Origin of the sequence: Streptomyces meridianus, from assembly GCF_023703325.1 — a bacterium.
GTDB classification, from domain to species: Bacteria; Actinomycetota; Actinomycetes; order Streptomycetales; family Streptomycetaceae; genus Streptomyces; species Streptomyces meridianus.
On the sequence record NZ_JAMQGM010000056.1, the window covers coordinates 28,194 to 45,272 of the forward strand.

The 17,079-nt window shown below is 68.4% G+C and carries 16 protein-coding genes and 2 pseudogenes; 16 read left to right on the plus strand and 2 right to left on the minus strand.

From position 1 onward, the window contains the following. Positions 1 to 355: 355 nt before the first annotated feature. Together M1E25_RS23375 and M1E25_RS23380 are read right to left on the minus strand one after the other, a co-directional pair. A complete protein-coding gene (locus M1E25_RS23375) occupies positions 356 to 829 on the minus strand; it encodes a GNAT family N-acetyltransferase (protein ID WP_251418899.1) in 474 nt (157 codons plus the stop codon). Positions 830 to 1,136: 307 nt separating this feature from the next. Further along, the gene (locus M1E25_RS23380) at positions 1,137 to 2,081 is read right to left on the minus strand and encodes a LuxR C-terminal-related transcriptional regulator (protein WP_251418901.1); all 945 of its coding nucleotides are present in this window, start codon (positions 2,079 to 2,081) and stop codon (positions 1,137 to 1,139) included. A gap of 460 nt (positions 2,082 to 2,541) precedes the next feature. Here M1E25_RS23380 and M1E25_RS23385 point away from each other — a divergent pair, with 460 nt between their 5' ends. From M1E25_RS23385 to M1E25_RS23460, 16 genes and pseudogenes are all read left to right on the plus strand, one after another. Beyond that, a complete protein-coding gene (locus M1E25_RS23385) occupies positions 2,542 to 5,058 on the plus strand; it encodes a dCTP deaminase domain-containing protein (protein WP_251418903.1) in 2,517 nt (838 codons plus the stop codon). Beyond that, positions 5,055 to 6,296 (plus strand): hypothetical protein, encoded by a 1,242-nt coding sequence (locus M1E25_RS23390; protein WP_251418906.1) that lies wholly within the window; start codon positions 5,055 to 5,057, stop codon positions 6,294 to 6,296. The genes M1E25_RS23385 and M1E25_RS23390 overlap by 4 nt, the downstream gene beginning before the upstream one ends. Further along, positions 6,296 to 7,078 (plus strand): HAD-IIA family hydrolase, encoded by a 783-nt coding sequence (locus tag M1E25_RS23395; protein ID WP_251418908.1) that lies wholly within the window; start codon positions 6,296 to 6,298, stop codon positions 7,076 to 7,078. The genes M1E25_RS23390 and M1E25_RS23395 overlap by 1 nt, the downstream gene beginning before the upstream one ends. Beyond that, on the plus strand, positions 7,075 to 8,859 hold the full coding sequence (locus M1E25_RS23400; RefSeq protein WP_251418910.1) for an alkaline phosphatase family protein: 1,785 nt from the start codon (positions 7,075 to 7,077) through the stop codon (positions 8,857 to 8,859). The genes M1E25_RS23395 and M1E25_RS23400 overlap by 4 nt, the downstream gene beginning before the upstream one ends. Further along, complete coding sequence (locus tag M1E25_RS23405; protein WP_251418912.1) at positions 8,834 to 9,880, plus strand: DUF6001 family protein; 1,047 nt, start codon at positions 8,834 to 8,836, stop codon at positions 9,878 to 9,880. Before M1E25_RS23400 ends, M1E25_RS23405 begins: the two co-directional genes overlap by 26 nt. Continuing rightward, the gene (locus M1E25_RS23410; RefSeq protein ID WP_251418914.1) at positions 9,877 to 10,491 is read left to right on the plus strand and encodes a DUF6031 family protein; all 615 of its coding nucleotides are present in this window, start codon (positions 9,877 to 9,879) and stop codon (positions 10,489 to 10,491) included. The genes M1E25_RS23405 and M1E25_RS23410 overlap by 4 nt, the downstream gene beginning before the upstream one ends. Before the next feature lie 30 nt (positions 10,492 to 10,521). After that, a complete protein-coding gene (locus tag M1E25_RS23415; RefSeq protein ID WP_251418916.1) occupies positions 10,522 to 10,971 on the plus strand; it encodes a type II toxin-antitoxin system RatA family toxin in 450 nt (149 codons plus the stop codon). 2 nt (positions 10,972 to 10,973) lie between these two features. Next, the gene (locus tag M1E25_RS23420; protein ID WP_251418918.1) at positions 10,974 to 12,047 is read left to right on the plus strand and encodes a hypothetical protein; all 1,074 of its coding nucleotides are present in this window, start codon (positions 10,974 to 10,976) and stop codon (positions 12,045 to 12,047) included. Beyond that, the gene (locus tag M1E25_RS23425) at positions 12,044 to 12,604 is read left to right on the plus strand and encodes a hypothetical protein (protein ID WP_251418920.1); all 561 of its coding nucleotides are present in this window, start codon (positions 12,044 to 12,046) and stop codon (positions 12,602 to 12,604) included. The genes M1E25_RS23420 and M1E25_RS23425 overlap by 4 nt, the downstream gene beginning before the upstream one ends. Further along, complete coding sequence (locus M1E25_RS23430; RefSeq protein WP_251418922.1) at positions 12,601 to 13,128, plus strand: dCTP deaminase; 528 nt, start codon at positions 12,601 to 12,603, stop codon at positions 13,126 to 13,128. The genes M1E25_RS23425 and M1E25_RS23430 overlap by 4 nt, the downstream gene beginning before the upstream one ends. A 43-nt stretch (positions 13,129 to 13,171) precedes the next feature. Continuing rightward, positions 13,172 to 13,386 (plus strand): annotated as a pseudogene (locus M1E25_RS25970) (CTP synthase); the annotation flags it as partial. A 12-nt stretch (positions 13,387 to 13,398) separates the two neighbouring features. Next, complete coding sequence (locus tag M1E25_RS23440; RefSeq protein ID WP_251418924.1) at positions 13,399 to 14,658, plus strand: ATP-grasp domain-containing protein; 1,260 nt, start codon at positions 13,399 to 13,401, stop codon at positions 14,656 to 14,658. Next, a complete protein-coding gene (locus tag M1E25_RS23445; RefSeq protein WP_251418926.1) occupies positions 14,648 to 15,625 on the plus strand; it encodes an EamA family transporter in 978 nt (325 codons plus the stop codon). Before M1E25_RS23440 ends, M1E25_RS23445 begins: the two co-directional genes overlap by 11 nt. A gap of 145 nt (positions 15,626 to 15,770) precedes the next feature. Beyond that, positions 15,771 to 16,049, plus strand: a complete 279-nt coding sequence (locus M1E25_RS23450; protein ID WP_251418928.1) for a metallophosphoesterase family protein — start codon at positions 15,771 to 15,773, stop codon at positions 16,047 to 16,049. Between the two features lie 66 nt (positions 16,050 to 16,115). After that, a pseudogene (locus M1E25_RS23455) lies at positions 16,116 to 16,193 on the plus strand (IS5/IS1182 family transposase); the annotation flags it as partial. A gap of 288 nt (positions 16,194 to 16,481) precedes the next feature. Beyond that, positions 16,482 to 17,015 carry a GNAT family N-acetyltransferase gene (locus tag M1E25_RS23460; RefSeq protein ID WP_251418930.1) on the plus strand — a complete coding sequence of 178 codons (534 nt, stop codon included), beginning with the start codon at positions 16,482 to 16,484 and terminating at the stop codon, positions 17,013 to 17,015. The last annotated feature ends 64 nt before the right edge of the window (positions 17,016 to 17,079 follow it).

The following is a 17,079-nucleotide window of genomic DNA, read 5'->3' on the forward strand; positions in this document are numbered from 1 at the left end:
CATAGGACGTTGCCGGCTCCCGATCAGCATGAACTCCGCGGTCCCGCCCGGCTCGATCGAGACGGACCCGTCGGCACTCTGTGGCTTGGAGGTCGGGAGCCGGCCCCCTCGAAGACGATGCTGTTCGCCGGGCCCGTTCCCTCGTTGTTCAGCCGGAACATGTCTGCCGACGCTCTTGATCGTCAGGACGGCGTGCGGCCGGGACGCGTGGCTGCGCTGGTCCGCCCCGTGCGCGAGGCCCTGGACCTGTACGACCTGCCCCCGCCCCGACCTCCGCCCTCGCCCTGCAGTCGAGCTGGCTTCCTCAGCCGAACGATGTGCCGGCTGGTGCGCGCAACCGAGATCTTCCGATGGTTCACCGCGCGCTGCCCGGTGTCCAGCGAAGCGTCATATCGGGCAGGTTTTCCATGTTTCGATCACCATCGTTGGTGTCGAGGACGGTGAAACCGTGGCGCTCGTAGAACGCGCGGGCATCGGTGTTCTGCTGAAAGACGTGCAGGGACACCCCGTCAGGGCTGTGCCGCCTGACCTCATCGAGCAGTAGCGTCCCGACTCCCTGCCGACGGACGTCCGGGCGCAGATAGAGGTGTTCGAGCGTGTCGCCGTGAAGGGCCGCATAGCCGGTGACCTCCGCATCTCGCACGGCGACCCAGATTCGACATTGCTTGAGTAGGACGTCCTGGACCCATCGGGTCACCTGCTCGTGATTGCGCTTCTGCGGGGGCAGATAGGGCATGGTCGCCGACCGAGAGGCCATGTGGATGCGCGCGATCACGGCTGCATCCGCCTCTTCCGCGAATCGGATCCGAGTCTTGCCGTCATCACTCACGTCCGGAACCTACAAGGCCAGCAAAGGCTCGATCCAGCGGTTAACCCGGTGAACGTTGCCGGTCACAGCACTAGGTTCGCGGCCCCCTTGATCACCGAGAACACGCCGGTCAGGGTGCCCCCGTCCACTGCGGGTCCCGCCCAGAGGTCCACCGTCCGGCCCCCTTCCGGTACACCACGAACTACTGCTCGGTGGGCTGCGGTTGTTCCCGCACCACCTGCGCGAAGGCCTCGCGCACGCCTTCAAATCCCGGCGTGCACGTATCCGTGCACCGTCCGCTCGCTCTCGCCGGTCCCGTGGTCGCTCGTCAACATGCCTCTCCCTGTCGTTCCCGCTCGGGTACGGTCACCCGGTTCTGCCCGGACGGTCGCGGGTGCCTGCCGATGCCCCTGCGCGTGCGCACCGGGTCTCGCTGGGCCGGAGACGCCAGCAGGTAACCGGCCTGGAATCTGCTCTGGGCACCTAACTCCTCCATCATGTCCGCGATGTGGCGGCGACAGGTGCGCACTGACATGCCTAGACGCGTAGCAATGGAGGCGTCCGTCATCCCCTCGGCGAGCAGACGGACGATGGCCTGACGAACGTCGCCCGCGACCTCGGCCCGGGCACCGGGGGCCAACACGCAGGGGTCCGCCGTCAGCCACAGCCGCTCGTACGTCTCCACGATGAAAGCGACGACGTTCGGTTCACGGACCACCACCGCGCCCAGCGGGTTGGCGGGTAGGGAGATGATCGCCGTCTCAGCGTCGAAGACCAGGAAATTACCGAAGTGGTCGTCCAGGGTCCGCACCTGGGCGCCCAGTTCGATCACCTGGTCGATGTACGCGGATGTGCCCCGGTTGAACCGGGCCGTGTGCTGGTAGAGGACACGCAACCGGACGCCCCGGCCGATGGCGTCCCGGTCTCTGGGCGCCGCCTCCTTGAGGCTGTCCTCGGCACGGCCGCCACCCGGCTGGGCCGTGAGTATCTCGGTACGGGACCGCGCCGCCAGGTCGGCGATGACCGCACGGACCTGGGTGAGCTCCTCCAGGACCTCGAACTTGTTCTCCTTCTCCCGGGAGAACTGGCTCGACTGGAAGACGGGCAGGAAGCCCATGATCGACGCACGCGCCTGTTCCGCGAGCGCGCGGCGGATCCGGATGTCGCGGTCGAGGGGGCCTACGACGGAGGCCACGGCTTCCTCCGGCGCCACCGCCCGGAGTTCGCCATCAGGACTACCACGCAGCAGTCCGAGGGCCAGAAGTTCTCTCACCGCTTCACTGACGTCCGTAAGGGGCAGGCCGGTGTTCAGACTGATGGAGTTGGCTGAAAACGTATTCCCTGCGGTGCATTGCAGCGCACATTCATACAAGGACCGCAGGATCTCTCGAGGCGCTCCACCTTTGTCCGCATTGGTGACGATTCCCATATTTCCCCCGTCTACGTGGCGTGGCAACAAGCTGCCATGCAGCTTGCTGATCCATTCTGCCCGGTCATGGGTCTGCAAGCTCTGGAATGGTGAGTCATCCCGCCACCCTTTCCCACAAGGCAGTGTCCACGACAGGCAGATGGACGATCACCAACGCACGGGTGAAGGCGGCGTCATGAACGTTTCACAGCGAAACGGTTCCGGGCCGCCATCGGCTGGGACTGACGCTCCTTCGGCCGGTCTTGGCGTAAACCATCCGAGGCCCTCCACACCTTTCCTATGAGACGAGCGAACAGGTCGATCCATGATTCTGACCGGGAGTGAAATCGAGCGAGAACGGGCGAATGGACGCATCACGATCGAGCCGTTCACGCCGGAGCAGGTCAACCCCAACAGCTACAACTTCCGCCTCGGCAAGACCCTGCGGGTCTACCAGGACATGCCGCTGGACGCCCGGCGCACGAACGACTTCGAAGAGGTCGAGATCCCGGACGACGGGTATGTCGTGGAGCCCGGGCGGCTCTACCTGGCCCACACCATCGAGGTGCTGGGCAGCGAGCACTACGCGCCCACCTTCGCAGCACGCTCCTCAGTCGCCCGGCTCGGTCTCTTCATCAACCTCTCCGCCAGCCTGGGCGACATCGGTTACACCGGCCAGTGGACGCTGCAGCTCTACAGCATGAACCGAGTTCGGGTGTATCCCGGCATCAACATCGGCCAGATGATGTGGTGGCGCCCGCAGGGCAAGATCGTCCTCTACGACGGCAAGTACCAGGGGTCCGTCGGCCCCCGCTCCAGCGACATCCACGTCGACTTCGACAAACAGTTCGCCCGCCAGCGTTTCCCCGGGCTGGGCGCGAGCTTCGACGCGAACGACGTAGGCCCCAAGTTCGCCCAACTCGCCGCGTCCAGCCACGACTTCCACGTGCCAACCGCCTTCTGCGTGCCCGCGGGCGAGTTCTCCGACGCGCTCACCGCCGACCAGAGCGCCGCGCTCGCCGACGCCTTCGACGACCTCAAGGCCACCGTCGGCGCCTTCTTCACCGACTCTGCGGCGAAAATCCAGAAGATCGGTGCCGAGGTCCGCGTCCCCGAGCAGGTCCGCAAGCTGCTGGCCGCCCGGCTGAACGAGGTGTTCCCGGACTCCGGAGACGAACAGACCGAACTGGCCGTTCGCTCATCGGGCTTGGACGAAGACACCGAGGGCTCCAGCCTCGCCGGAATCCACCAGTCCATCCTCGGCGTGCGCGGCGTGGCCGCCGTCATCGACGCCGTCGAGAGGTGCTGGCACTCGTACTACGAGGCCCCGGCCGTCGCCGCCCGCATCCGGGCCGGCGACTTCTCTCCGGCCCCGCGTCTGGCCGTGATCGTCCAGAGGCTCGTACGCCCGACTGTCGCGGGCGTCGCGTTCACCGGCCTCGACCGTGGCGACGGCGACCGGGTGTCCGTCGAGTACGTAGGGGGCCTCGCCGACGAACTCGTCGCCGGTGTCGCCGTACCGCAGCGCACCGACTCGACCGAGCTGGCCGCGGGGCACGCGGAGCACGACGCGGCCGAACACAAGGTTCTCGTCCAGGTCGTGGACTTGGCCCGGCGACTGCGCGAGAGCCGCGGCCACGACGTGGACGTTGAGTGGGCGGCCGACTCCGACGGCGTCCACCTCGTCCAGGTACGCCCGCTCACCGCGGCCCGCCAGGGCTCCCACGGCTGCGCAGAACCGGTCACCGAAGCGCACCGACTGTATGTCGACGAGCTCCCCGCCGACTTCAACCTCGGTGCCGTGGCGGCCGTTTACAGCGGCTACAGCGCCAAGCGAGGCCCGGCTCACCGGCTGGCCCACGAGCACGGGGTGTCCACCGGCGCGGGCTGGGTCATCCGCTTCAACGGCCGCGGCCTGCACGGCGCCGAAGGCGGCAAGACCCTGCGCGACACACTCACCGGCGGCACTGACGAGTGCGTACTGGACTTCGGCGACACCCTGCGCCAGATCGTGGTGCCCAAGGAAGAGGTGCCGCAGCAGCTCGCCGTCACCACCGGAGTGAACCCGGACGGAACGGACCTGCACACGGTTGTGGTACGCGACTTCATCCGCGGCGAGCTCGGTGTGATCTCCCGCCGGGCGGGCGAGAACGGCCTCGTCGTCGAGTACACCGACGAGGGCCTGATGGCCCTGAACCGGGGCACCGCAGGCGGCGAGGCGATCGTCGTCAAGGACCTGGAAGCGGGATACGACGATGCGTCCAACGTGACCTGCCCCGCTGGGGGAACGGTTCTGCGCCCGCACTTCGACGAACTTGCCCGTTTCACGGCGGCCATGCACGCCAAGCACGGACCGGTAACCCTGGAGTGGGTCTTCGACCGGGGCACGCTGTACTTCGTCGACTACTCGGTGCTCGGCGGCGGCGATGCCGTCACCGTCGCCCACGGAGAGGTCTGCATCTCCCCCGGCACCGCCCGGGGACCGCTGCTGCGCCTGGACGACGACGCACTGCTGCGCCGCCTGTCCATCGGCCCGGCCGTGAGCATCGACAAGTTCCAGGACGTCACCGAGCACGAGGGCCTGGCCCGGATCCTGGACCTGGTCAGGTCGTACGACGAGAAGCCCGTGATCAGCTCCGCGCGGCCGTACGCGGTGCTCTCCGTCCTCCTCGACGACGTGGCGGGATTCGTCTTCGACCAGGGATCCGCGCTGGGGCACCTGGCGATCCTGCTGCGAGAGGCCCGGATCCCCGCGGTGACCGCCGCCGGGATCAGCGGAGCCGAAGCAGTGATCAGTGATGGCACCGTCGCGACCACCGGCCACAAGGGAGAACGACCGTGAGCGACACCACCACCCTCACCACCGCGACCGGACGGCGGGCCTGGCTGGTCCTGGGCGGGCTGCACCTCCTCAACGGCACGGCCCCGCTCGCCGACTCCGACCCTGTGGTCCTCGTGGAGCTCGACGCCCCGGTGGAGCAGGCCTTCCCGAGCAACACGGTCGTTCTGCACTGGGACCGGCTCGGCCCGCTGGAGCTGGCCGTCCGTACCGTCGACGGGACCCGCTGCCACACCGCGAAGGCGCGCGGCGAGGAGCTCTTCCCCGGCATGCTGGCCGGCCGGACGCTGCGCGAGGCAGTGACCGACGTCACCGGTCGGGTCGTCGGACCGCTCGTGCCGCTGTTCTACGTCACCGCGGACGGCGGCCAGGCCCACGTGCACAGCCAGATCCGGTTCCTGGCCGAGGACGCGTGCTTCATCCGGATCACGCCCGAGGCCGTGGCCACGGCCGGCATCGAGGAGCTGGGATGGCTGCCGGAAGCGGTCCGGCTGCACGCGGAACAGTTCCTCTTCCTCAACAACCACCAGCGCTACTACCGCAAATGCTTCAGCGGCAAGGAACTGGAGTACAAGTACACGCTCACCCCGCCCGTGGACACCTGGACGTTGACGGTCGAGCTGTACCAGAGCCTGCTGAACGGCGAACTGCCCGGCTACGTCATGGAGTACCGCGACGAGTACCAGGCCTGGGACTACCTCAACCACCTCTTCGAGGTCACCGGCCCCACCGAGGAGGAGCTTGGCTACGTCTCCTTCATCCCCACGACCGACGGCAAGCACCTGCTCAAGCGGAAGTGGTACGCCGAGGACACCTTCAACCGCAGAGAGAGCCACACATACGGGCTCGAACTGGCCGACGACGGCGGCTTTGAGCGGTACGTCCGCGAGGAGCTGAAGGTGGAGGCCGTCCGCCTGCCGTCCTTCCGCCGTGTCCGCTACGACACCAACTTCGAGTCGGTGCGCACCGGACACGTCTACGGCGTCTTCTTCGACCACTGCAGCCTGGTCGAGGCCCGTGAGGTGACGCTCAACCAGTGCGAACTGGAGTACCTGCGCAGCCGGGTCGCCGTCGAACCCGACGAGGCCGAGGTGCTGGCCGAGATGAGCGAGATCGTCGCCTGGTTGGAGGCGTTCCTGCGGGCGCGCGGCCTCAACGACCAGTGCGGCTTCTACTCGAAGCGCACCTTCCTCAAAGACTCCGTCGCGGCCCGGCCCGAGCTGGCCCGGAAGGTCGGCTGATGGCCTGCGCCCCGGTGGGAGCGGTCCTGCTCGACCTGGAGGGCACCCTCTACGCCCGGGGTGCCGTGATCGACGGTGCGGTGGAGGCGGTGGCAGCCCTGCGTGAGCTGGGTGTGGGGCTGCGTTTCTTGACCAACACCGACTCCAAGCCCGCGGAGGGGATCCGGGCCGAACTGGCCGGCTACGGCCTCACGGTGGCGGCGGAGGAACTGTTCACACCGGTGGTGGCGGCCGCGCAACTGCTGACCGCTGCCGGTGCCCGCACCTTCCCGCTGGTCTCACGGGAGCTCCGCGATGTGCTGCCGACCCTGGCCGACGACCCCCCGTACAGCCATGTGGTGATCGGGGACTGCCGGGACACGCTGGACTATGCCGCGCTCGACGGCGCCTTCCGTGCCGTACGGGATGGGGCGCAGCTGCTCGCCCTGCAAAAGGGCCGCTACTTCAAGCGGGCCGACGGGGACCACCTGGACACCGGCGCGATGGTTGCGGCCGTCGAGTACGCCACCGGAACCGAGGCGCGGGTGCTGGGGAAACCGGCCACCGACTTCTTCGAACTCGCGGCCCTCTCCCTGGACGTACCCGTCACCGCGTGCGTGGTGGTCGGCGACGACGCGACGACCGACATCGCGGGGGGCCGCGCCACCGGGCTCAGGACCGTACAGGTGCGCACGGGAAAGTACGAGGACCAGCGGGCCGAGGGGCTGACCGGGCAGGCCACCCACGAGCTGGACTCCGTGGCCGGCCTGCCCCGGCTGATCCGGGAGTGGGGCGTCGCATGACCGTGTACTGGGTGGTCTGGGACGCCGGGGCGCACTGGGTCGTGGACCGGCTGGAACGCGAGGGCGCGCTGCCCGCCGTCACACGGATGCGGGAGCGTGGTGTCTTCGCGGCGGCGCGCCCCGCACACCCCAACTGCCAGACCCCGCCGTCCCTCGCGACCCTGTTCACCGGCACCTGGCCGGCCGAGCATCAGGTCACCGGGTACACCGTGCCGGGTGCGGGAGAGGGTGTCGCCAGTCACGTCAGCGGCTTCTCACCAGGTTTCCCCGCCACGCCCCCGGTGTGGGAGGCGATGTCCGAGAACGATCTGACCAGCGCGCTCGTGCACGCCCCCTGGGTCTTCGGCGCCGACGATCGCGTCGGCCCGCACATCGACGCGGCGGTGGAGGCGTACAGCGGTCGGCTGGCCCGGCACGCGCTGCACACGCTGGACCCCGGTCCCGGGAACCAGCTCTGGGACCTCGGCGGGTTCCGCGTCGAAGCCGTGGTCGAGTGGGCCCGGGGCGGCTCGCGGCGGGTACGGATCACCGGCGGCGACCGACTGCTGCTCGGGTCCGACGAGGGCTGGCAGCCCTTCGCACTGGACCGCGACCACGGCACCTGGATGCGCTGTCTCCGGGTGGGCGAACGGCTGATGCTGGTGCACACGGGGCTCTGGCGGGGCCGTATCGCCGGGCGCAACCCGAAGACGACGCATCGCCTCGCGCAGTGCCCGCCGTTCGCCGGCGAGGGGGTAGGACCGCTCTACCGCCAAGGTGCGTTCGGCCCCCGGCTGGCCGAGGGCGGGGACGGCTCGGCCGAGGAGGTCTTCCTCTCCTCGGTGGAGTGCGTCGCCCGCTCCTTCGGTGCTGCGGCCGACGCCGTCCTTCAGACCCATGAAGCGGACCTGGTCGTCGTCTATCTGCCGATGACCGACGACGTGGGCCACGAGTTCCTGGGCTGGTGCGACGAGCGGAGCGCGGCCCACCGGCCGGACATCGCCGAGCGGGTGTGGTCGTACATCCGGCGCTGCTACACCTGGTCGGACGCGATTCTCGGGCGGGTCCTCGACCGGGCCTGCGACGAGGACACCGTGGTGCTCGGTGCGGACCACGGCATGGTCGGCAGCACTCACCTGGTACATCTCAACGACCAGTTGGTGCGCGCGGGCCTGGCGGTGCGCGATGTCGGCGGAGACCTGGACCCGGAGGGTTCCCAGGTCTTCTACCACCCGGCGAACAACGGCTCCCTGTGGGCCGCCGGGAGTACGGCCGCCGATCCCGTACGGGCCCGCCACGCCCTCTCGCAGGCGAGGGCCGCCCTGTCATCGATCACGGACCCCGAGACGGGCCGCCCCGTCGTGACCGGCTTCGTCGGCCACGACGGGGAGCCACTCACGGATGGGCGGGCGGGCCCCGCTGTGTCCTATGTCGTCCTGGCGGACGACTACCAACCCAGTGCCCGGCTGCTGGGTGGGGGCCCGGTGGTGCGGCGGGTCGCCAAGACCGGGGCCCACGTGGTCAACACCGGTGACAGCAGGCTGCACGCGATCCACGCGGCGGTCGGCCCAGGAATCCGGCCCGGCACCGCGGCCGGTGTCATCGACAACACCCTGCCGGCCGCGCTGGTCCTCGGTCAGCTGGGCCTGGCCGGGACGCCGCAAGCCGGTGGCGCACCGGCCCTATCGATCCGATCGACGAAAGATGATGCACATGCCGTCCGGCTTTCCCCATTTCCTCTCTCCCGACGGGCTGACGGCTCGTCGCCGTGCGCAGGTGGCGGCCTTTCTCGAAAGCCGTGACCTGGACCCCGTGTGGCTGTCCGAGCTGATGCGCGAACGCGTCGGCGCGGGCATGCTGCTGTTGACCAGCTCCCCCGTGCACGGGCTGGCCAACCCGACCAGCGACCTGGACTTCATCCGGATCCAGGAGGCCGCGATCGACGGCCCTCGCATATCGACCAAGATCTTCGAGAACGGCCACCATCTGGAGGTCGTGTCGTTCAGCGAAGCCGAACTGGCTGCCGGCCTTGAGGAGCTGAGCCGGCTCGCGGACCTCCCGGCAGAGCAGACCGTGGCAGGTTTCCGCATCTGGGACAAGCAGCGCGAACCGCGCCGGAAGCAGACCGAGCGCATCGTCAACGGCCTGGCGATGGACGGCTCGGCGCCCTACCTGCGGTGGCTGCCCGCACTCAGCCGAATCTGGAGCCGGGCGGCCCTGCAGACCGCGATCGAGCAGGTCGTGCACGCCACGCTCGCCGAAGCCGCCGGCGAGACCCGAGGGCGTGTGGGCTACGCGTACAACGTGTTGCTGCACCTGATGGACGGCCTGCTCTCGCACCACGGCGATGTGTACACCACCCGCAAGTGGTACGTGCTGCGCTGGACCCGGCTGATGGCCGAGGGCGCCTGGCACGACGAGCGACTCCAGGCGGCGGCCACCGGCCTGGAACGCCTGCGCAAGGAAGTTCACACCTTCCTCGACCCTGCCGCGGCCGGTGGGCCGCTGGCAGCACCGTTCGCCGAGTTGGTCATGGACGCCGTACGGGCCACCGGCACAGCCCGAGCGGTCACGGTGGGCGTCGAACCCACCGGTCAGGCAAAGGCCTTCCTACCCGGTGCCTCGCTACTGCTGGGGACGGGGAGCGGTGTGGTGCTGCCGGGCTTCGCCACCGAGTCGGCCCTGCCGTTCACAGGTGCCCCAGCCGGCCTGGACGAGCTCGCCGCGCTGGACGCGTCGACCGCCGCCTCCCTGCTGCGGGCGCTGCGGGCGGGCGCGGCCCGGCTGCGGATCGGCTACCTGGGTGAGGAGGCCGGGCGATGACGACGTACACCGCGATGGGCGGCGGCGACCACGACATGACCGGGGACCGCGGCCGGACGCCGCGCACATCGCGTGGCGCGGGTGAGCTCATGGCCTTCCCTTCGGTACGGGCCGGTCACGTCATGGCGGGTCAGCAGGCCGTCGAGGTATGGGTACAGGCCGCCTGGCTGATGCTGGCCGAGGGACGGGCCTACATCGAGGACCTCGAAGGGGGCACCGAACAGCCACAGATGCAGCAGGCCGCGAAGCTCCGCTTCCTGGAGCAGTTACTCGACATCGACCAACGGCTGGCAGGGCGGGTCGCCGTGGACGACGCGCACTGCCTAGCGCTCGCGCTCGAATACGGGATGCGCGAAGTGGTCGACGCGACCGGCCCCGAGCTGGCCGAAGTCTTCGGTCTCCACGAGGAGTTCGGTGGCGACATCTGCGCGGTCGACGAGATCCACGTGCTATGGGAGCGGCTGCTGGACGCCTTTCCCGGTGAGCTGCCCGACCGGCTGGTCGCCGAGGGGCAGCGGGACATGCTGCGGACCCTGCGGGTCTGGGCCGAACTCGCCCGTACGGCCGGGCTCGACATCGGGTTCCTGGCCCCCTTCATGAAGGCCGCCTGAAACCGTCCGCAACACAGAAGTGAGGTGCACATGCCTGAGGTTCAGGCGGACACGCTGATCGAGGGACGTACCCCGGACGAGGTGTGGGCGATCGTCAAGGACAGCTCGCTCGTCGCCTCGCGTGCCCGGCACGTGGTGGCCGTACAGCCGCAGTACGACCAGGACACGACGTTTCGCATCAACGAGTGGACCGTGCTGCTCAACGGCAGCGAGGTGACCTGGCGGCAACGGGAGGCCGCCGGCCCCGGGCTGCGGCTGCGCTTCGAGCAGACCGCCGGCGACCTGGAGACGCTGTCGGGCGAGTGGTCCTTAACCGCAGCGGGCACCGGCACCCGGATCTCGCTCGCGCTCGACTACGAGCTGGGCGTCGATGGGCTCGCGCCCCTGCTCGAACCCATCTGGTCCCAGTCCTTCCAGGCACACGCGGACGAACTGCTGCGAGCCCTCACGACCTGCGCCGCGCAAAAGAGAGCGATCTGAGCATGAGTGTCTACCTGAACTTCCTGCACACCACCGTGCGCTTCGACGTGGCCGAGGACGCGGAGGGCGTATTCGCGCCCGTTCGCCGCTTCTTCCGGCATGTGATCGCGCCGACCGCGGCCGGCGAGGTCACCTTCTCCGTCGATGTGCGCTCCTACCACCCGGACGCGGACGTCGCCCCCGAGGTCTGGGAGCTGCCGCAGTCGGTCATCCGGCGAAGCAACGCCGCCGAGTTCAACTTCGACGCGCACGTCGTCGACGCCGGCGGCCGTCGGCAATACATCAACCGGGCCACTTTGCTCGACGCCCCGGCCGACACCGCGAAGGACAACACCTTCGTCGTCCGAATCACCGAGCGGTCCACGGTGCAGGTCCTGGACTTCGTGCGCGATCTCGTCATCCGGCACGAGGAGAACCTCGGCACGGTGGTGCTGCACGCCTCCGGACTGCACCGGGACGGCGAGGCCGTGATCATCGCCGGGCCCAAGGGCGCGGGCAAAACCACCACTCTGCTGTCGGCCCTGCGTCGGCCGGGCTGGAAGTACTTCACCGGGGACAAGCTCTTCTGCACGATCGAGGACGGCGAGATCCTCGTCCACCCCTGGCGCGACTACCCCTATGTGGGGGTCGGCACGATCCGGGCGGACGCCCGGCTGGAGCAGATGGTCCGCGACGATGTCGACGACCGGATCGACACGTATGAGCCCGGCCACAAGATCCTGATCGACCCCGACGTCTTCGAGTCCTGGCTCGGCGCGGAGTTCACGGCCGAGCCCAAGCGGCTGACCGCGCTGCTGCTGCCCGAGGTCATGCCCGGGGAGCCGCTGACCGTACGGCACCTCACGGATCCCAACGAGCGCTGGGCGCACTTGAACAAGATCGTGGACCGCCAGGTCGACACCACCTTCTTCACCTGGCAGACCTACCTGGTCCCCGACTACACGACGTTCTACCGGGGCCTGGCCGAACTGCGCACGGTCCTCGGCTCCGTGGACATGGTGCGACTGCGCGGCACCCTCGACGTCGACCCTGAGGCTGTCCTGACCCGGACCGCTGACAAGGAGAACGCACGATGAAGGCCGACACTCGCCGCAGCCTGCGGATATCCGTCGTGGGCCTGGCTGGTGCGGGCAAGTCCACCTGCGCCTCCCTCATCGAGGAGTTCGCCGGGAACAAATGGTTGACCCACGCGCGGATCAAGCTCGCCAAGCCGCTGTACGACCTTCAGGAGCAGGTGTACCGGAGGGCCGGCGGCTCGCTTCACGAGGGTGCGCAGGATCAGGTCTTGATGGAGGCGCTCGCCGACGCGATGCGGCGCGTTCGCCCAGACTCGCTCGCCGCCGACTTCACCGCCCGCCTCGCGGACACCGACGCCGATCTCGTCGTCAACGACGACCTGCGCGACCCGCACGTGGATGCCCCGGCCCTGCGCGGCCACGGCTTCCGCGTCCTGCGCATCACCTGTGACGAGGAGCTGCGCAGGCAGCGGCTGGCCGGCCGGGGAGATCCCTCCCGCGCCGACCGTTCGACCCGGGAGATCGACCTGATCACTCCCGATGCCACGATCGACAACGGGGCGGGCATGGACGAATACAGGTCCGCCGTCCACGAGGTGCTGGAGAGCTGGCTGTGATCCTGAGCGGACCCGAGATCCTGTCCGAGGTACGTGCCGGGCGGATCCACATCGACGACTTCGATCCCGAGCGGCTGGAGCCGAACAGCTACGGCTTCCGTCTCGCCGACGACATCCTCTGGTACGAGCAGGACGTGATCGACTGCTTCGAACCGCCGAAGGCCAAGCACATCAGGATGGGCCCCGAGGGCGTGGTGCTACAACCGGACCGCTTCTACCTCGGCGGCACCATGGAGGCGATGGGCAGCCCGCACTATGCGGCCACCCTCTACGCCTGCCGGTCGGCGTCGACCCTCGGAATCTGGATCCAGTTCTCCGCCCCGCTCGGGCACAGCGGAGCGGTCTTCCCGTGGACGCTGGAGATGAAGGTCGCGCACCCGGTGCGGGTCTATCCCGGGATGACGATCGGAAAGCTGGCCTTCTGGTCGATGCAGGGCGGGCCGGTCGGCTACGACGGCAAGTACACGGGCTCCACCTCCGCCGTGGCGTCCCGCCTGAGTCTGGACATCCGTGTCCCAGATTGAACTCTTCCGGGTCTTGACGGCACTCGCCCTGCTGCTGGCCGCGGCCGGGCTGGTCTTCTCGGGCACCTGGCGGAGAACCAGCTCGTCGAGTGCGTCGAGTACCGGCGTGAGGTCCGCCCCCGCCTGGTCGCCGCTCAGGCCCACCCCGTGCTCCGCTCTCGCCCGCCCCGCCCCCATCCTCTCTTCACCGGTCTGGTCAGGGCCCCCGTCGACCGCATCACCGCCACTCCTTCGGCGATCACCTCCGCACACTATTAAGGAGCCCCTCCTGTGAGCACCTTTCCGGGCCACCGCCCGGTCGTCGCGATAGTCGACGCCTACTCCTCAGCCAGCCACCTCGCACCGCTCTTCCGCGCCCGGGGCTACGACTGCCTGCACATTCAGAGCCTGGAGCAGCCGCCCGCCGCCTTCGCCGCGTCCTTCAGGCCCGGCGACTTCATCGCCACCGTGGTCCACTGCGGCGACGCGGCCGAGACACTGACCGGCATCGCCCCATACGCCCCGGTCGCTCTGCTGGCCGGCGCGGAGATCGGCGTCGAGCTGGCCGATGTGCTCAGCGAGGCGCTGGGACTGCGCACCAACGGCACCGCGCTCAGCAGCGCCCGGCGGGACAAGTTCCGCATGCTGGAGACGGTCAAGGCCGCCGGGGTACCGGCCGTCGAACAGGTCCTGGCCACCGACCTGGACACGCTGCTGGACTGGTACGGCGAGTCCGACCGTACCGTGGTGCTCAAGCCGGTCCGCAGTGCACTGAACGACGGGGTGTCCTTCTGCAGCACGGTCGGTGACGTAGGGGCCGCTTTCGAATCGCTCGTCGGCGCAGACAGCGCACTCGGGCTGCGTAACGACGCCGTGGTCGCTCAGGAGTACCTGGTAGGGGCGGAGTACTACGTCAACACTGTGAGCCTGGACGGCAAGCACTACGTGTGCGACGTGTGGAAGACCCAGCACCTCAAGGTCAACGGTGTACGCGACCTGCTCGGCGGGTCGGCGCTGCTGGTCCGTCGGGGCCCTGAACAGGATTTGCTGACCGAGTACACGTTCTCCGTGCTGGACGCACTCGGCGTCCGGCACGGCCCGGCCCACACCGAGTTGAAGCTGACACCACAGGGCCCCCGGCTGGTCGAGACCGGCGCCCGGGTGTGCGGTGCCATGCTCCCCCTGCTGACCCGGGCAGCGATCGGCGAGAGCCAGCTGGAGTGGACGGCGCTCGCCTACACGGACCCCGAGGCCTTCGACGCCCGCCGGCACACCGACTACGAGGTGGCCCGGCACGCCGTGTGCGTCAACATGATCGCGCCCGAGGCAGGCAAGCTCGTCGACTACCCGAAGATGACCGAACTGCGCGCGCTGGAGAGCTTCCACGACGTCCTGCTGAAGGTGCGGCCCGGCGACGAGATCGCGCGGACGGTCAACGACCTCACATACCCGATGCTCGTGCACCTCCTGCACGAGGTGGAGGGCGTGGTGACGCACGACTACATGACCGCCCGCTACCTTGACGGTGAGGGCTTCTACGATGTCGTCTAACCGCCGCCTCGTCCTGGCCGTCGGCCCCCTGCTGGTGTTGGGCTACTGCGTCATCAACTCAACCAAGTCGGTCTTCGAGGGCGCCCTGGTCCAGGACCTCTCGCCGGAGTTCATCGCCTTCAACTCCTTCGTCGTGGCCCAGGCCTTCTATTTCCTCACCCTGCGCGACAAGCGGGAGCTGAAGGCCGTGGTGAGGCGCTGTCTGCCGGACGTGGTAATGCTCAACCTCTCCACAGCGGTCTGCTGGATCGCGGTGCTGTACGCGTTCACCGCCTTCGAGCCGGCCATGGCCAACTCGATGATCATCGGTCTGGGACCGGCCGTCACCATCGCACTCGGATTCAAGCTGCGGCCCGGTACGAAGGCGCTCCCGCTGGAGCTGGCCGCGGCCGGAGCGATGCTCGTCGCCATGGCGTACCTGCTGATCGCGGCCTCCAATGGGGAGTCGGCCATCGGGGATGTTCCGACTGGAAAGCTGGTCTTCGGGATCGTGATGTGTGTGCTGACCACCATCTCGCTGTCGGGGGTTACGTACTACACGAAGCGGCTCGGTGACGCGGGGATGTCGGTGCGGCAGATGATGGCCTCCCGGTTCGTGGCATTGATCGTCGCCACCCTCGTCATCCTGGTAGCGCGCGGCAGTTACGGTCCTTACTCCCCGGACAACGTCGGCGCCATCCTCGCCATCAGCCTCGTCGGCGTGATCGTCTCGCTCTACCTGCTCCAGCAGGGCATCGTACGGACCGAGCCGATCACGGTCTCGATGCTGTTCGGGACGAACCTGGTCATCACCTACGTGGTCCAGTACGTCGACCCGCGGCTGCACCAGTCGGAGGACACCTTCTACGGCGTCCTGGCGATCTCCCTGGCCATGTGCCTGGGCACCTGGGCCCGCTGGCGGGCGAGCAAGCGGGACGCCGGGGAGCCCACGCACGACAAGAGACCCCAGGCGGAGGCGAAGGCGTGACGGTACTGGCCCACCTCAGCGATCTGCACCTGGCGGGCACCGAGGAAAGCGCCGAGCGCACGCGCCGGGCCGTGTCCCATCTGACCGGACTCCCCGGCACGGTGGACGCCGTGCTGGTCACCGGAGAGTCACCGACCGGGGCACCGTGGCGGAGTACCGCCAGGCCGTCGAGCTCCTCGCCCCGCCGTACGAGCGCCACCATGTGCTCCTGTGCCCGGGAAACCATGACTCCCGTGCGCAGAACCGTGAGGTGCTGCTCGACGGCGATGGTACGGCGCCGGTCAACGAGGTCCGGGACATTGCCGAGGGCCGGGTGCTGATGTGTGACTCCTCGATACCCGGGCGGTCCGAGGGCTTGCTGGAACCGGAGACACTGAGCTTCTTCGCACTGGCTACCGAACGGGTGACGGTCAAGGGCGCGTAACAGACGAGGCCCTCGGGCTGTTGATCGAGATGTCTGACGTCTCAATCGACCGGTCCGGGGGGCTCGTTGGTCATCCATCCTGCCTCACTCGACCTGCCGCATGCGCTCGTGGAGTGGGTCACCATGCTGATCGTCACTCGTGAGTGGCTTCGTTGATGTCTAGGGACAGCGTTTGTCGACGGTTTCCGGAGGCAGTTAGTGATCAACGAGCTCGGAGATGTCGAGGAGAAATGACGGCACTGCCGTGTCCGCGAAGCGGGAGGTAGGCGTACAGGTCGACGTGTCCCACGGGGGACAGCCGAACGTGCACAGGTCCAAGACGACGCTCAGGGTTGGATCTCGGTTGTCCCGCATATCGAGCAGTCCACGATCGGCAGGACCGACGGCGCCCAGTGACACGACTGCGCGTTCGCCCGTGGGATGGTTGCTGTCATGACAGTTGGCGCGCCGGACAGCGAGGTTGTACTCGAGACGAGTCGTCTGCTGCTCAGACCTTGGCGGGTAGCCGAGGCTGTCGTCCAGCGTGAGCTGTGGACCGAACGTGATCCACGAGTGCCGCCTCACCGCCGAATCAACGCGGACGGACACCCCACGGTCGCGGAGCTCAAGGATTCGATCCGCACCAACCGGCTGTGGTCGATCGGGTTGCTGGCGGTCGAACGGAAGGCCTCTCGTGACGTCATCGGCTACTGCGGGCTGGTCGACAGCGGGCGAGGGTCGGTAGGGGAACCGGAACTGGCATTCGAGCTGCTACGCCGAGTTTGGTGTCAGGGATATGCGACCGAGGCCTCGTTGGCGGTTCTGGAATGGGCGAGATCGTCTGGGTACGAACGTCTGTGGGCCACGGTCTGGGACTGGAACACCGCTTCTCGCCGTGTGCTGGCCAAGATCGGGTTCACCGAGACCGATCGGAAGGAAGTGGACGCGGTGTACGGGACCACCCTGTTCACCACGAAACGGCTCTGACACACCCGACGTTCCGACACGGGACGGCCAGCCACCTGTCAGGGCGGCTGGCCGACGAGGCAGC

Bases quoted from the DNA above. Each gene is read 5' to 3' on its own strand.
- M1E25_RS23385 (WP_251418903.1), top strand. From the start codon at position 2,542: ATGATTCTGACCGGGAGTGAAATCGAGCGAGAACGGGCGAATGGACGC.
- M1E25_RS23395 (WP_251418908.1), top strand. From the start codon at position 6,296: ATGGCCTGCGCCCCGGTGGGAGCGGTCCTGCTCGACCTGGAGGGCACC.
- M1E25_RS23400 (WP_251418910.1), top strand. From the start codon at position 7,075: ATGACCGTGTACTGGGTGGTCTGGGACGCCGGGGCGCACTGGGTCGTG.
- M1E25_RS23410 (WP_251418914.1), top strand. From the start codon at position 9,877: ATGACGACGTACACCGCGATGGGCGGCGGCGACCACGACATGACCGGG.
- M1E25_RS23415 (WP_251418916.1), top strand. From the start codon at position 10,522: ATGCCTGAGGTTCAGGCGGACACGCTGATCGAGGGACGTACCCCGGAC.
- M1E25_RS23420 (WP_251418918.1), top strand. From the start codon at position 10,974: ATGAGTGTCTACCTGAACTTCCTGCACACCACCGTGCGCTTCGACGTG.
- M1E25_RS23425 (WP_251418920.1), top strand. From the start codon at position 12,044: ATGAAGGCCGACACTCGCCGCAGCCTGCGGATATCCGTCGTGGGCCTG.
- M1E25_RS23445 (WP_251418926.1), top strand. From the start codon at position 14,648: ATGTCGTCTAACCGCCGCCTCGTCCTGGCCGTCGGCCCCCTGCTGGTG.
- M1E25_RS23460 (WP_251418930.1), top strand. From the start codon at position 16,482: ATGACAGTTGGCGCGCCGGACAGCGAGGTTGTACTCGAGACGAGTCGT.